The organism is Streptomyces sp. NPDC003247, from assembly GCF_042888135.1.
Classification (GTDB): domain Bacteria; phylum Actinomycetota; class Actinomycetes; order Streptomycetales; family Streptomycetaceae; genus Streptomyces.
Genome location: NZ_JBIAPF010000005.1, coordinates 626377 through 641128 on the forward strand (window position 1 = coordinate 626377; position 14752 = coordinate 641128).

Annotated in this window: 13 protein-coding genes; 2 read left to right on the top strand and 11 right to left on the bottom strand. The window is 74.3% G+C overall.

Annotated features, from left to right (window positions below; all coding sequences use genetic code 11):
• Positions 1-36 precede the first annotated feature (36 nt).
• Together ACFYWQ_RS20355 and ACFYWQ_RS20360 are read left to right on the top strand one after the other, a co-directional pair.
• Positions 37-1806: an ABC transporter ATP-binding protein gene (locus ACFYWQ_RS20355; RefSeq protein ID WP_389518341.1), complete on the top strand. Its 1770-nt coding sequence runs from the start codon at positions 37-39 to the stop codon at positions 1804-1806.
• A 122-nt stretch (positions 1807-1928) separates the two neighbouring features.
• A complete protein-coding gene (locus tag ACFYWQ_RS20360) occupies positions 1929-2234 on the top strand; it encodes a DUF5133 domain-containing protein (protein ID WP_389518205.1) in 306 nt (101 codons plus the stop codon).
• Positions 2235-2341: 107 nt separating this feature from the next.
• On the opposite strand, the gene tgmB is transcribed toward ACFYWQ_RS20360, so the two are convergent.
• The 11 genes from tgmB to ACFYWQ_RS20415 form a co-directional block, all read right to left on the bottom strand.
• A complete protein-coding gene (tgmB, locus tag ACFYWQ_RS20365) occupies positions 2342-3328 on the bottom strand; it encodes an ATP-grasp ribosomal peptide maturase (protein WP_389518206.1) in 987 nt (328 codons plus the stop codon).
• Positions 3329-3343: 15 nt separating this feature from the next.
• Positions 3344-3535, bottom strand: coding sequence for a putative ATP-grasp-modified RiPP (gene tgmA / locus ACFYWQ_RS20370; RefSeq protein ID WP_389518207.1), 192 nt, complete (start codon positions 3533-3535; stop codon positions 3344-3346).
• Positions 3536-3768: 233 nt separating this feature from the next.
• Positions 3769-4050 (bottom strand): DUF1232 domain-containing protein, encoded by a 282-nt coding sequence (locus ACFYWQ_RS20375; protein ID WP_389518208.1) that lies wholly within the window; start codon positions 4048-4050, stop codon positions 3769-3771.
• Between the two features lie 495 nt (positions 4051-4545).
• Positions 4546-6648 (bottom strand): xanthine dehydrogenase family protein molybdopterin-binding subunit, encoded by a 2103-nt coding sequence (locus tag ACFYWQ_RS20380; RefSeq protein ID WP_389518209.1) that lies wholly within the window; start codon positions 6646-6648, stop codon positions 4546-4548.
• Complete coding sequence (locus ACFYWQ_RS20385; RefSeq protein WP_389518210.1) at positions 6645-7640, bottom strand: FAD binding domain-containing protein; 996 nt, start codon at positions 7638-7640, stop codon at positions 6645-6647. Before ACFYWQ_RS20385 ends, ACFYWQ_RS20380 begins: the two co-directional genes overlap by 4 nt.
• Positions 7637-8197 carry a (2Fe-2S)-binding protein gene (locus ACFYWQ_RS20390; protein ID WP_389518211.1) on the bottom strand — a complete coding sequence of 187 codons (561 nt, stop codon included), beginning with the start codon at positions 8195-8197 and terminating at the stop codon, positions 7637-7639. Before ACFYWQ_RS20390 ends, ACFYWQ_RS20385 begins: the two co-directional genes overlap by 4 nt.
• 504 nt (positions 8198-8701) lie before the next feature.
• Positions 8702-9934 (bottom strand): hypothetical protein, encoded by a 1233-nt coding sequence (locus tag ACFYWQ_RS20395; RefSeq protein WP_389518212.1) that lies wholly within the window; start codon positions 9932-9934, stop codon positions 8702-8704.
• Between the two features lie 799 nt (positions 9935-10733).
• Complete coding sequence (locus ACFYWQ_RS20400) at positions 10734-11834, bottom strand: phosphotransferase enzyme family protein (protein WP_389518213.1); 1101 nt, start codon at positions 11832-11834, stop codon at positions 10734-10736.
• Positions 11831-12676, bottom strand: coding sequence for an ABC transporter ATP-binding protein (locus ACFYWQ_RS20405; protein ID WP_389518214.1), 846 nt, complete (start codon positions 12674-12676; stop codon positions 11831-11833). Before ACFYWQ_RS20405 ends, ACFYWQ_RS20400 begins: the two co-directional genes overlap by 4 nt.
• Entirely contained in the window at positions 12673-13611 is a 939-nt protein-coding gene (locus ACFYWQ_RS20410) for an ABC transporter permease (protein WP_389518215.1), read from the bottom strand. The genes ACFYWQ_RS20405 and ACFYWQ_RS20410 overlap by 4 nt, the downstream gene beginning before the upstream one ends.
• Positions 13611-14654, bottom strand: coding sequence for an ABC transporter substrate-binding protein (locus tag ACFYWQ_RS20415; RefSeq protein ID WP_389518216.1), 1044 nt, complete (start codon positions 14652-14654; stop codon positions 13611-13613). The genes ACFYWQ_RS20410 and ACFYWQ_RS20415 overlap by 1 nt, the downstream gene beginning before the upstream one ends.
• Positions 14655-14752: the final 98 nt, after the last annotated feature.

Genomic DNA, 14752 nt, shown 5'->3' on the forward strand with positions numbered 1-14752 from the left:
GGCCCCTTCATCCGGCACCAGGGAGGACCACCGCCGATGGCGTCGTCGCACGACAGACCCCTCGACCATCGCTACCGGGACGAACACCCGATCCGCACGCTCGCCTACCTCCTGCGCGCCGACCGCCGACGCCTGGCCGGCGCGGTCGTCGTGTTCACCGTCAAGCACAGCCCCATCTGGCTGCTGCCCCTCATCACCGCGTCCATCATCGACACCGTCGTCCAGCACCAGCCGATCGGCAAACTCTGGACGAGCGCCGGCGTCATCATGTTCATCCTGGTCGTCAACTTCCCGCTGCACCTGCTCTACGTCCGCCTCCTCTACGGCAGCGTCCGCCGCATGGGCACGACCCTGCGCTCCGCGCTGTGCACCCGTATGCAGCAGCTGTCCATCGGCTACCACTCCAGGGTCAGCGCCGGCGTCCTCCAGGCCAAGGTCGTCCGGGACGTCGAGGCCGTCGAGCAGATGGTGCAGCAGACCGCGGAGAACGGCCTCGGCGCGATCACCGTCCTCACCGGCGGTCTGGTCATCATCGCCGTGCGCACCCCGGAGTTCCTGCCGGTCTTCCTGGTCGTGGTGCCCGCCGCCGCGTTCGTCGTGGCCCGGCTCCGGTCCCGGCTGCGCACCCACAACGAGGACTTCCGCCACGAGGTGGAGACGCTCTCCTCGCGGGTGACGGAGATGACCCGGCTGATCCCGGTCACCCGCGCCCACGGCCTGGAGGGCAAGGCGCTGCGCCGCATGGACGGCACCCTGCACCGCCTGCTGACCTCCGGGATGCGCCTCGACCTCCTCAACGGCCGCTTCGGCTCGATCTCCTGGGTCGTCCTCAACGTCGTCGGGGTGCTCGTGCTGACCGGCGCCGCGCTGGTCTCGTACTACGAGGTGTGGGGCGTCACCCCGGGCGACGTGGTCATGCTCAGCGCCTTCCTCACCACCCTCACCAACTCCACCACCACGCTCACCGGTCTCGCCCCGATCATCACCAAGGGACTGGAGTCGGTCCGCTCGGTCGGCGAGGTGCTCCAGGCGCCCGAACTGGAGGACAACGAGGGCAAGGCCGAACTGGCCCGTCTGCACGGCGCGGTGACCTTCGATCACGTCGGGTACGCGTACGAGAGCGGCCGGCCGGCGGTGCGCGACTTCACGCTGTCCGTGGCGCCGGGCGAGACCGTCGCCCTGGTCGGCGCCTCCGGAGCGGGCAAGTCCACCGTCCTCAACCTCGTCATCGGCTTCATCCGGCCGACCTCGGGACGGCTGCTGCTCGACGGAACCGACATGAACACGCTGGACCTGCGCACCTATCGGCGCTTCGTGTCCGTCGTCCCGCAGGAGTCGATCCTCTTCGACGGCACCGTCAGGGAGAACGTGGCCTACGGCATGGAGGACGAGGCCGACGAGGAGGCGGTGCGCACGGCCCTGCGGGACGCCAACGCCCTGGAGTTCGTCGACCGGCTGCCCGAGGGCCTGGACACCCTCGTCGGTGAGCGCGGGGCCCGGTTGTCGGGCGGGCAGAAGCAGCGGCTGGCGATCGCCCGCGCCCTGATCAGGGACCCCAAGGTGCTGATCCTGGACGAGGCCACCTCCGCGCTCGACACCCGCTCCGAGGCGCTCGTCCAGCAGGCCCTCGCCCGTCTGCTGCGCGGCCGTACCACGTTCGTGGTGGCGCACCGCCTGTCCACCGTGCGCGGCGCCGACCGCATCGTCGTGATGGGGGACGGCGAGATCCTGGAGACCGGCACCCACGAGGAACTCCTGCACCGCGGCGGCGCGTACACGGCACTGCACGGGGGTCAGGCCGCCTGATGCCCGGACGGGGACCAAGTGGCGGAAATCGTACCCCCGGCGGGTGACCTCCGGCGCGCCCACGCATGAATCGCCCGGGTTCGGGCACACGCTGCGCACTACATCTGGAGAGAGGGGCGCTCGTGATCGTTCCGGACCCTAAGGCCGTCAGGACGTTGCTGACCCGGTACGCGTCGCTGAAGATCGCTCAGGCGGAGCGGGAGAGCCCGCAGACGGCCCGCGAGTTGGAGGACGTCACCTACACGCTGTGTGTCCTCATGGGCACCTCCGACGTGCGCGAGGCGGTCGCCGCGGCGGACGCCCTGCTGGTCTCCGCGGTGGGGAGCCCTCCGGCGGCCCGCGTGCCGAGGCAGGAACCGGACCAGGGGAAGAGCCAGGGAAGGGACCCGGAGCGGGACGGGGAGAGCGGGCTGTCCCTGGCCGTCTGAGCGCCCGGACCACCGGGGAACAGACGATGTGCACCCTTGTGCCCGCCCGGGCCGGAAGCGCTTCCACAGGCTTCCGGCCCGGGCGGGCGGAGGAACAGGGAGGGGGATCAGTGGGCCGCCGAACCGCAGCAGTCCGCCGGCCGCGGGTACCCCCCGGGCTCGGCCCGGGCGAGCCACCGCGCCACGGTGAGCGCGATCGGCTGGCCGGTGTCCACCTCGACGAAACCGAACTGCCCCGACTGGTTGCACTCCAGGAACCACCACGTCCCGTCGGCGTCCTCCGCGAAGTCGAAGGCGCCGTAGGCCAGTTCCGCCTCACGCAGATACGTGCGCACGGAGTCGGCCAGGCGCGGCGGGACCTCCGCCGGGCGCCACGGCGCGCCGGACGGAGCGAAGCGCACGTCCACCACGTCGGAGTCGCCCTCGTCCGGGGTCTCCTTGCGGGCGGCCAGCAGCCGGTCGCCGACCGCCGTCAGCCGGATGTCCGCCCGCTTGGCCACCCGCCGTTGCAGCAGGGTCGGACCGTAGGCGACGGCGGTGAAGTCGGTGCCCGGCGGCACCCGGGTGGTGGGCACCGCCCGGGGCGGGTCCTGCGGATGCGCCCCGGAGACGGGCTTGACCACCAGGTCCGGGTAGCGCTCCGCGAAGTCCCGCGCCGCCTGCGGGAACGTGGTGATGAGCGTGGCCGGCACCGGCAGGCCGCTGCGCTGGGCCAGTCTCAGCTGCCAGGGCTTGTGCCGGGCCCGGCGGGCCGCGTCAGGATGGTTCATCCAGCGCGCCCCGCCGCCGCGGAGCATCCCGTACAGCGCCTGCGAGGCCTCCTCCGTGAGCCACGCGGACGGCTCGGGGGCCCGGGCCGCCGCCGCACCCGGCCGGCGGACCCAGACGGACCGCAGCGCGTCCAGGCTCACCAGCCGCCCCGCGGACGACACATGGCCCCGGAAGCCGCCGTGCACGTACTCCGCGGAGAGCGCGACGGTCTGGGTGAGGTCGGCCGGGTCGAGCCGCACGACGGGGACGCCCGCGGCGTTCAGGTGGACGACCACCATGTCCGCCGTGACGTCCTCTTCACAGGTCAGGATGAGCACGGTCATCGTGTCGGCCCGTGCTCAGTCGTCGAAGTGCGTCTTGGAACCCGCCGTCGAGGTCGTCGTCCCGAGCTCCCTCAGCAGCGCGTGGTCGCGGGCGGCGACCCGGCCGTCGAGGAGCACGTTCAACTGCAGTCCTGGGTCGTAGGCGTACGGAGTGGCGAACTCCAACTCCGCCGCGGGGCGTGCGTAGCTGAGCGCGAACGGTTGCATCGTCTCTCCCTCGTCGGTACTGCCTCGATCAAGCGGTGCCGCTGTGCGACGTCACTCGGGCCCGCTGTGTGGTGCGACCTTCGGCCCGTCAGCCGGACCTTCAGTCACTTATACGAATCGAACGGGTGAATGGTTTCCTTACTCTCCGTGTTCGACACGGCTGTGGGGCGCGGCGCGGGGAGCTGAGCAGGGAGGATGAGCCTCGGGCGGGACGAAAACTCGTGACCGGGCGGTCAGTCGGCGATTCCGGCGCGGTCGGGGGTGCGGCGCAGGGACCGCAGGGCGAGCAGCAGGACACCGATGTCGTCGAGGTACACCGGGTCGGGGATCAGATCGGTCGGGAGGACGAAGTACGCGACGGCGCCCCAGAAGACCCAGCGCGGTCCGGTCGGCAGACCCGCCCGCCGCAGCCCTCTCCGGGCCCGGACCAGCCGGATCAGCACGACGGCGGCCACGGCGAACAGCGCCGCCGCCAGCACCACCGCGACGGCGATGAGCGTGGTCGTCGCATCCACGGGCCCTCCCTGTGCGCGGTCCGCCGCGCGGTGTGCGGTGGTTCCCCCGGTCATCGATTTCCCCGTTTTCGATTCCCGAATGCCCCCTTTCCGACGGCAATATCTCGCCGCTCCACGCGACGGCCACGCCCGAGCGGCGCAACGTACCGGCGTTCCCGGTAAAGGCAGGGTTCCCTCGCACGTCGCGCCGAGGGGGGCGCAGGAGGTGCACCGGACCGGCGTGCGGGGGCATTCCAGGCGCTGGTCCGGGGCCGCCGGGTCCTTGGCCGCTCGGTTTGACGGCCGCCGGGTCCGACGGCCGCGCGGTCCGACTGGCCGAACGCGCTTACCGGCCGGACCTGCTGACGGACCGGACCTGCTGACAGGCCGAACGTGCTCACCGGCCGGACGCGTTCACCGTTCGGGCGTGCTCATCGGCCGGGCGTGCTCACCGGCCGGGCGTGCTCATCGGCCGGACGCGTTCACCGGCCGGGCGTGCTCATCGGCCGGACGTGCTCACCGGGCGGACGCCGACAGTGCCGCCAGCACGCGGTCGGGTGTCAGGGGGAGTTCGCGCAGCCGGACCCCCGTGGCGTGGTGCACGGCGTTGCCGACGGCGGCCGGCGACCCCACGATGCCGATCTCGCCGATCCCCTTGCCGCCCAGGGGGTTGAGGTGCGGGTCGTCCTCCTCCACCCAGTGCGCCTCGATGTCCGGCACGTCCGCGTGCACGGGCACGTGGTACGACGCCAGGTCGGACTCGGTGAAGTCGCCGAAGGCGGCGTCCAGGGTGCTGCCCTCGCTGAGGGCCATGCCCAGTCCCATGGTCATGCCGCCGACGAACTGGGAACGGGCGGTCCTGGCGTTCAGGATGCGCCCCGCGGCGAACACCCCCAGCAGGCGCCGCACCCGCACCTCGCCCGTCACCGTGTCGACGGCGACCTCCGCGAAGTGCGCCCCGAACGCGTGCCGCGCGTACGGGGTGTCGGCGTCGGCCCGGCCCGCCGTGTCGGCGTGCACGACCAGGCCCTGCTCGGGCACCGGGCCGGGGAATTCGGTCAGGCGCTCCGCGAGACGGGCGCAGGCCTCGTGGACCGGCCAGCCCCAGGAGGCGGTGCCGGAGGAGCCGCCGGCCAGCGACGCCGCCGGCAGGTCGCTGCTGCCCACCCGGACCCGGACCCGCTCCGGCGGGACGTCGAGCGCGTCCGCGGCGATCTGCGCCAGGACCGTCCGGGCCCCGGTGCCGATGTCCGTGGCGTTGGTCTCGACGAGGAAGCTCCCGTCGGGCAGCGCGCGGGCCGCCGCGGTCGACGGCAGCACCAGCACCGGGTAGGTGGCGGCGGCCACGCCCGTGCCGATCAGCAGCGCCCCCTCGCGGCGGGAGCGCGGGCGCGGATCCCGCCCCTCCCAGCCGAACCGGCGCGCGCCCTCGCGCAGGCACTCCACGAGGTGCCGGCTGCTGAACGGCCTGCCGGTGTCCGGCTCGGCCCGCGGCTCGTTACGGATCCGCAGCTCGACGGGGTCCAGGCCCAGCTCGACGGCGAGTTCGTCCACGGCCGATTCCAGGGCGTACATGCCCGGGCACTCCCCGGGCGCCCGCATCCAGGACGGCGTGGGCACGTCCAGCGGCACCACCCGGTGCACCGTGCGGCTGTGCGGCACGGCGTACATGACCCGTGCGGGGACCGCCGCCTGCTCCACGAACTCCTTCACCCGGGAGGTGTGCGTGGTGACCTCGTGGACGAGGGACGCCAGCCGGCCGTCGGCGTCCGCGCCGAGGCGGATCCGGTGCAGGGTGGGCGCCCGGTGCCCGACGGCCGCGGGCAGCAAACGGCGGGGCAGCGCCACCGTGACCGGACGTCCGGTGTGCCGCGCGGCCATCACCGCGAGCACCACGTCCGGCCGGGGCGTGCCCTTGGACCCGAAACCGCCGCCGACGTACTCGGCGGCGACCGAGATCTGCTCCTCCTCCAGCCCGAACATCCCCGCGAGCACGGCCCGCACGACCGTGGTGCCCTGGCTGGAGGTGTGCACCGTCAGATGCTCGCCGTCCCAGTGCGCGGTGCTGGCGTGCGGCTCCATGGGGTGGTTGTGCAGGGGCGGCACCCGGTAGCCGGCGTCGACCCGCACGGCCGCGTCCGCCCACGCACCCTCAGGGTCGCCGTGTTCCCGGACGGCCGGGTAGCCGCCGTTGGCCTCCTCGGGCACGTAGGCCGCCGGGTGCGTGGCGGACAGGGTGACGTCGTGCGGCTCCTCGGCGTAGGAGACGCGGACGGCGGCGGCGCCGGCCCGGGCCGCCTCCGGGCCGTCGGCCACCACGAGGGCCACGAACCAGCCCCGGTGCGGGACCTCGGGGCCCTGGAGCAGGGCGAGGGTGGCGTCGTCCGGATCGGCCAGGCGCGGCGCGTTCTCGTGGGTGAGGACGCAGACGACGCCGGGCACCCCGGACGCCTCGGACACGTCGACGCCCGTCACCCGCCCGCGCGCGACCGTGGCCGGCACGGGGCGGGCGAACAGCCGTCCCGGCAGGGGGAACTCGGCGGCGTACCGGGCGGTGCCGGTGACCTTCTCCGGCCCGTCCCGCCGTTCGACGGGCGCACCCACGGCGGCGGCTGTCATGACTCCTCCCGGGGCTGCACGAGCCGTGTCAGGACGTCGACGGCGAGGTTGCGGGCGAGGGGCACCTTGTAGGCGTTGTCGCGCAGCGGCCGGGCGGCGGACAGTTCGAGGCCGACGGCGTGCTCGAACGCCGCCGCGGTCGGCGCCGCGCCGCGCAGCGCCTCCTCCGCCCGCCCGGCCCGCCAGGGCCGGTGCGCCAGCGCCCCGAAGGCTAGCCCGACGTGCGCGACCACACCGTCCGCCACCTCCAGCACCGCGGCGACGGAGGCCAGCGCGAAGGCGTACGAGGCCCGGTCGCGGGCCTTGCGGTACGCCGACGGCAGCCCGGCCGTGGCCGCCGGCAGCAGCACGCCGGTGACCAGTTCCCCGGGTTCGACGACGGTGTCCCGTTCCGGGTGCTCGCCGGGCAGCCGGTGGAACTCCGCGGCGGGCACCCGGCGCACGCCCGCCAGACCGTACAGCTCGACCTGCGCGTCCAGCGCGGCCAGGGCCACGGCCATGTCCGACGGGTGCGTGGCGATGCACCGCTCCGAGTGTCCGAGCACCGCGTGGTCGCGGTGCACGCCGTCGCGGGCGCCGCAGCCGCTGCCGGGCGCGCGCTTGTTGCACGGCTTGGAGACGTCCTGGAAGTACGGGCAGCGTGTGCGCTGGAGCAGGTTGCCGCCGGTGGTGGCGGCGTTGCGCAGTTGCCCCGAGGCCCCCGCGAGCAGCGCCTGCGACAGGGCCGGGTAGCGGTCACGGACCAGCGGATGCGCCGCCAGGTCGCTGTTGCGGGTCAGGGCCCCGACCCGCAGCGAGCCGTCCGGCAGCTCCGTCACCCGGTCCAGCGGGAGCCGGGTGACGTCGATGAGGGTGGTGGGCTCCTCCACGCCGAGCTTCATCAGGTCGACGAGGTTGGTGCCGCCGCCCAGGTAGCGCGCGCCGGGGTGGGAGGCGTAGGCGTCGGCGGCCTCGGCGAGGCTGCCGGCCCGCACGTAGGCGAAGGGCTTCACCGGACCACGTCCTCGACCGCGTCGACGATGCGGGGGTAGGCGCCGCACCGGCAGAGGTTGCCGCTGAGCCGCTCACGGATCTCCTCCCGGCTCAGCGCCACCGGCCCCGAGGCCGCCCGGACGTCCGTGACGTGCGAGGGGTGGCCCGCCTCCGCCTCGGCGATCGCGCCGACCGCGGAACAGAGCTGGCCCGGCGTGCAGTACCCGCACTGGAACGCGTCGCGCTCCAGGAAGGCCCGCTGGAGCGGGTGCGGCGCCTCACCGTCGCCGGACAGGCCCTCGACGGTCGTCACGTCGCAGCCGTCCAGGGACACCGCGAGCAGCAGACAGCTGTTGACGCGCCGGCCGTCGACGAGCACCGTGCACGCGCCGCACTGACCGTGGTCGCAGCCCTTCTTGGCGCCGGTGAGGTCCAGGTCCTCGCGCAGGACGTCCAGCAGGACCCGCCGGTGGTCGACGGAGAGGGTGTGCGGCTTGCCGTTGACCCGCAGCCTCGTGTCGGAGCGGTGGGGAGGCGACGCGGTGGTGCCGCCCGTGGAGCCGTGCTCGCTGCCCATGGGATGGATCCCTTCCGGAAGATCCGTCATGCCGTGGGGACCGCGTATCCAGTCCACGCCGCGCCACACGTACCGGCACGGAAGGAGACGAAGGGGACGGACGAGGCGGAAGCGGCGGAGAGCGCCATGCGAGGGACACGGAACGGTTGTGTCTCGCGGACGCCCAGCGCGCGCTCGTGGCCCCGCGCTCGCCTGCCTCCGCCCCTCCCGACCGCGACGCCGTCACCTACGGGCGGGACTGGGCGCCCGACCCGGCCACCGCCGGGCCGGCGGCCGTACGGAGACGCCGGACGGTCTGCCCGGCCGGCCGGCGCCCCCCGGACCCGGACGACGCGCGGTACGCGCGGGTGGCGACCGGGCGGGCGCCGCTCAGCCCGCGGGAACGGGAGGCGCTGGGAGCGGACGCCGAGCGGCTGCCGCTGTCCTGCCGAGACGGGCGCGGCAGTTCTGCCGCCCCGGGGCCCTGGGCGTCTGACCCGCAGCGTTGTTCCGCAGCGTCGTCCGCTAGGCCGCGCCGCCCCGCGTCCCGCCGTCCTGCCCGGAGCCGGCCTTCTCCGCGCCACTGTCCTTTTTCATGACTTGCTCCTCCGGCCCCTCCCGGTCCGGCTCGCGGGAGCCGCCCCCGGCCGGCAGGGCGGGCCGCAGGCCCTTCGCGGTCTCCCTCAGCCGCTCCAGGGTCCGGCCCAGCTGCTGGAAGGGGGAGCCGCCGCCGGGCTTCGGCTGCGGCTGCGGGCGTTCGCCCATGTCGGCCGCCTCGCGGTAGGCGGCCAGCGCCTCGTGGGCCTGTTCGGCGGCCTCCCGGTACAGGTCCCGGGACTGGGTCATCGCCTCGAGCGCCTCCTTGTACATCACCACCAGGGAGCGCTCGCGGGCCAGCTCCTCCTCCAGGGTCAGCAGCCGCCACTGCTCGCGCAGCACGGTGAGCGCCGCCTCGCCGCCCTCCGGCAGCGGCTTGGGCAGCACGGCGAACCGGGTCACCGCGTCCAGCAGCTCGGTGGGGTGCGAACCGTCCAGGAACACGCTGCGCACCGAGAAGGATCCCGCCTCGTACGCCTCCGGAGCGGGCGATCCTGGCAGCACCAGGGCACCGCCGCGCGGCAGCTCCACGGCGAAGTCCCGCAGCGCCCAGTTCACCGTGCGCAGCTGGTGGGGCGCGGCGCGGTGCTCCACCACGCGGTGGTGCAGGCCGGCGGGCAGCAGCGGGACCAGCGACCGGCGGCCCCGCTCGTCGGGCGTCATGGCCTCGTGGACGACCACGTGAACGGTCCAGGTGTCCCGGCAGGCGTCGCGCAGGGTGCGCCGCAGTTCCTTGTCGTCCGCCGGGAGCGGGTTGATGTCGAGGTACCGCTGCCCGGTGACCGTCTCGTGGCCCCACGGCGCGTCCGCGTCCGCGGCCCAGGGCCAGAACATGGCCGCGGGCGACGGACCGCGCAGGTCCCACGGACGCTCCGCCTCCGCGACGAGCGTCCACTCCTGCCCGCGCCCCGACCACTCCGCGAGGGTCAGCCGGGCACGCACGGTCACGTCGTCGGGCAGCAGCCACCGGGCCTCGAAGGCGAGCTCGCCGTCGGCGGTGTCCTCCTCGGGCAGCTCCAGGAAGTCCAGGATCGTCGCGTCGTCCTTGAGCGCCCGGAGGTTCTTGCGCAGGACGTCCGGCGCGGTCGGCCCGGTGTGCCGGCCGCGGGCCAGCCACACGGTGGACGGAGTCGTGGGCGGGGCGGGCGGGGAGGTGAGCATGGGTCCATTCGAGAGAGCGGGGACGACGGGGGAGTAGTCAGTATCGTCGTCGCGGCGGGTGGGCGATCAAGCGGGGGTCGGGTGCGGACCGGGTCGCGTAGCGCCTTCCCACCTGCGGGACGGGCCACGCGCGCCGGTGCGGCCACATGGGGGCACGGACAGCGCGCCCGGCCGCGCCACCGGGGGCGCACCCGGATGAATCCGGCTCTCGAAGAACGCACCGCACTGGTGATCGGTTCCGCCCAGGACATCGGCGCGGCACCGCCGTGGGCTCGGCCCGGCCCGGCCCGGCCCGGCCCGGCCAGGCTCGGCCCCGGGCCGATGGCGGGCGTCGCGCCGGACGCCTGGGGACCCACCCCCGCCCTGGGAAAGAAGCGCCTGGGGACCCACCCCCGCCCTGGGGAAGAAGCGCAGGGCACCGCACACGGGGTGTGTACGGTTCACCCGGGCCGCCCCCGCGCACGCGTGGTCCGGGCCGCTGGCGGACCGGACAATCGATCCGGCGGACAGGGCCCGCCCGCCATCCGCGTCGGGGCGGGCCCTGTTCCCGCCCCCCGGGTGGTGCCCCGGCCTCCCCCGGTTGCGCCCAAGCCGTCTCCGGTCGTACCCCGGCCTCCCCCGGTCGCGCCCAAGCCGTCTCCGGTCGCGCCCCGGAGGTGAGAGGCGTGGGCCTCGGGTCAGCCGTGGGCCTTGGGGGCGTGGGCCTTGGGCCGGGAGCGCTGCGACCACGGGCAGAGCCCAGCCGCCCGGATCCGGAGTCCGGGCCCGGGTGCGGGTGCCGTCCGGCGGGCGGTCGCGGTCAGCCGGTCGGGCCCAGGCGGTCGCGCAGGCGGTCGAGGAGCCGACGGCCCGCGGGGCCGCCGAACCACGCGGTGTGGTCGGTGAAATAGGCGTACGCCAGAGCGGTGTTGGTCTCCGATCGCGTCACGCCCCCGAAGTAGTCCATCTCCGAGAGCGCGTACTCCGCGTTGACCAGGGGCAGCAGGGCCGGCAGCGCGGCGCGTTCGGCGGCCGTCAGGGGACGCACGGCGGTGTAGCCGTCGAGCAGGGCGTCCAGGTGCGTGAGGTGGACCCGGACCTCCCCGGACGGCAGGTCCAGCCACTGCACGATGTTGCGCTCCAGCGCCACGGCCAGGTCGTGGACGGCGGTGGTGCGGTCGCTGAGGCCCACGTCCAGGACGGTCGACACGGTCGCGGGGGAGCGCGAGGCGTCCCACAGGAGGTTGGAGGCGTGCCAGTCGTTGTGCGTCCACAACGGCTCCAGCGCGTCCAGGTGGGGCGCCAGTTCACGGTGGTACGGCAGGTGCAGGCGCTCCAGGTCGTCCCGCCAGGGCCGGCCGGCGAGGGCGTCGGCGAGCGCGGGGCGGGCGTCGACGTAGCGGTGCAGGGCCGTCACCGGGTCGCGGTCGGCGAACACGGTGAAGGAGCTCACCAGCGGCTGCACCCGGCGGCGCGGCGCGTCGAAGCCGACGGCGGCCAGGTGCAGCCGGGCCAGTGCCGCCCCGGCCTGTCGCGCGTGCCCGGCGGACGTGAACGGCGACCAGGACAGGGCGTCCCGGTACAGGTCGGTGCCGGTGCCGGCGGTGTGCACCTCGTACACCCACTCGCCGCGGCCGGTGGCGGACACGACGTCCACCACCGGGGCCCCGTTGGCCCGCAGGTGGCGCAGGAAGGCGTGTTCCTCGGCGAGGCCGTCCAGGGTGCGCACGCTCACATGGTGGCGCTTGACGAACAGGGGGCGTCCGGCGTCCACGAGCGCGGCGGCGGACAGGGGCCGGGGGCTGCGCCACAGCACCCGGGCGGACCGTCCGAGGACGTCGGCGACCTCCTGCTCGGTCAGCGGCTCCCAGTCGGGGCGCACCGGCTCGTGGCCCAGGCCGTGGGCGAGCAGGGTGCTCACGCGGGGGACTCCTCGTACTCGGGGCTGGAAGGGGCGCCGCCGCCGTCGGGGGCCGCGCCGGCGGGCGCCGTACGGCGTTGCAGGGCGGCGAGGACGCGCTGCTCCACGGCCGCCAGGGCGGGTTCGGTGAGGCCGGCGTGTCCGCGGGGTCCGCCGCGCGGGACCTCGATGCGTTCGACGACGGTCGCGGGGCGCGGGGAGAGGACGTGCACGGTGTCCGCGAGTAGGACCGCCTCGCGGATGTCGTGGGTGACCAGCACGACCGTCCAGCGGTAGCGCTGCCACATCCGGGCGAGCCACAGCTGCATGTCGGTGCGGGTCAGCGAGTCCAGCGCGCCGAACGGTTCGTCGAGCAGCAGCACCGGCCGGCCCAGCACGACCGTGCGCAGCAGCGCCGCGCGTTGCCGCATGCCGCCGCTGAGCTGGGCGGGGTAGGCCCGCTGGAAGCCGTCCAGGCCGAACGCCTCGAAGAGCTCGCCGGCCCGCCGCCGGGCCTCCTTGCGGCGCACGCCCTCCGCCTCCAGGCCGAGCGCGGTGTTGTCCAGGACGGTCCGCCAGGGGAAGAGGAGGTCCTTCTGGGGCATGTGGGCGACCTGGCGGGAGCGGGGGCCGGTCGGTTCGCCGTCGACGAGGACCGTGCCGCCGGTGGGCCGCTCCAGGCCGGAGACGAGGTCGAACAGGGTCGACTTGCCGCTGCCGCTGGGGCCGATGACGGCGGCGAACTCACCGGGGCGGACGGTGAGGTGCAGGTCGCGCAGCACCTCCAGGGCGCCGAAGGACTTGCCGACGCCGCGCACCTCCAGTCCGCCGCGGTGCGAGGGCGCGGGATCTACGGCGCTCATGACGGATCCTCGTTCCGGAGAATGCGCTGCCACGGCAGCAGCAGGCGTTCGAGCAGGTAGGTCGCCGCGAACAGGGCGATGCTGAGCGCGGCGGTCACCGTGACGGCCGCCAGCACCAGATCGGTGCGGAACGCGCTCTTCTGGGCCTGCATGTAGATGCCGAGCCCGCTCTCGGCGCCCGCGTACTCCGCGAAGACCGCGCCGACGACCGCGTAGGTGATGCTGACCCGCAGTCCGGCGAAGAAGTACGGCATGGCGCTGGGGACCCGCAGGAGCCGGAAGGTGCGCAGACGGCCGGCGCCCAGCGAGCGCAGCAGTCGCATCGCCTCGCGGTCGGCGGAGGCGAATCCGGCGGCGAGGTTGGCCGCCAGCGGGAAGAAGGTGGCCAGGGTGACGACGAGCATCTTCGGCAGCAGTCCGAAGCCGAACCAGATGATCAGCAGGGGGGCGACGGCGACGATCGGGACGGTCTGGGAGGCGACCAGCAGTGGGTACAGGCCGCGGCGGGCCGCGGTGGAGAAGTCCAGCAGCACCGCCACCGCCCAGGCCAGGGCGAACGACAGGGCGAAGCCGGCGGCGGTCTCCTGGAGCGTGGGCACGGTGTTGGCCCACAGGTCCGCCCGGTTCTCCCAGCCCTGGGCGAGGACCCGGCCGGGGCTGGGCAGGACCGTGGGGTCCATGGCCGTGACCTCGGTGTAGGCCTGCCAGCCGGCGACGAGGACGCCGAGGACCAGCAGGGGTGGCCAGACGGTGGCGAGGACGGCCGCGGCTCGGCCGCGCACGCGGCCCGGGGCCGGCGATGCGGCGGGGCGGAGCGCCGCCGCGGGGTCGGCGGCGGTCGCGGCCACCCGGCCGGTGGAGCCGGTGGAGCCGGTGGAGGCGGTAGGGCTGGTGGAGGCGGTGGAGGCGGCGGACGGGGCCGTGGGGGCGTCCATCACTGCTCCGGCAGGTAGTCGTCGGTGAAGAAGGAGGAGGCGTCGGGCGCCTCGGTCAGCTTCTTGCCGTTCGCGTCGCTGAGCAGGCCCGCCTGGAACTCGAAGTCGGCGAAGTCCTGCCAGCGCTCGGCGGACTGGCCGCCGAGGGTGCCGTCGGCGGCCCGGTAGTAGTCGTCGGCGAGCAGCTGGGCACTCTCGTGCACCAGCTCGGTGTTGGTCAGCTCGCTCTTGTTGGCCTTGATCAGCAGGTCGGCGGCCTTCTCGGGGTGGGCGGCGGCGTAGGCGTAGCCCTTGTACAGGGCGGCGACGACCTTCTTCGCGGTGCCGGTGTTCTTCTTCAGATAGGCGTCGGACGACGCGATCAGCGTGGAGTAGATCTCCGGGAAGCCGTAGTCGGAGAGGGCGAAGTTCTTCAGCGGCTTGCCGGTGAGCTCGGCCTCCAGCCCTTCCCACGTGGGCATCGGCATGGCGAAGTCGGCCTGGCCGGCGTAGAGGGCCGCGTAGGCGGAGGTGTTGAGCGCGACCGAGGTGAACTCGCCCTTGCCGCCCGCGTTGCGGATGACCTCCTGGAGGAGGGGCTTCTCGTAGGCGGCGCCGAAGCCGGCGTACGTCTTGCCGTCGAGGTCCTTGGGGGTGCGGATGTCGTCGCGCTTCGCGGAGACCGCGATGGTGACGTTGGTCTTCTGGGTGACCGCGTACACCGACGTGATGTCCTGGCCGGCGGCTCGGGCGACGGTGACGCCCTCCTGGTAGGAGATGCCGAAGTCCGCCTTGTGGGAGGCGATGAGGGTGTTGGGGTCGGTGGAGCCGTAGGGGAGGATCTTCAGGTCGATGCCCGCGTCCTCGAACCAGCCCAGTTCCTCGGCGACGTAGATGCCGGTGTGGTTGGTGTTCGGCGTCCAGTCCAGGGCCAGGGTGACCGTGGTGGCGGACGGGTCGGAGGCGGTCGCCTCGGCGCCGGCGGAGCAGGCGGTCACCGCGAACAGGAGCGCGGCGGCCGCGGCGGGCAGGGCGGTGCGGCGGAGCGGGGAACGGCGGATCATGGCGGGGGCTCTCTTCGTGCGGGCACGGCGGTGATCGGAACGGGGTGCGGTACGGGGTGCGGTACGGCGGCCGTGCGACAGAGCGCGCTGCACGTGCG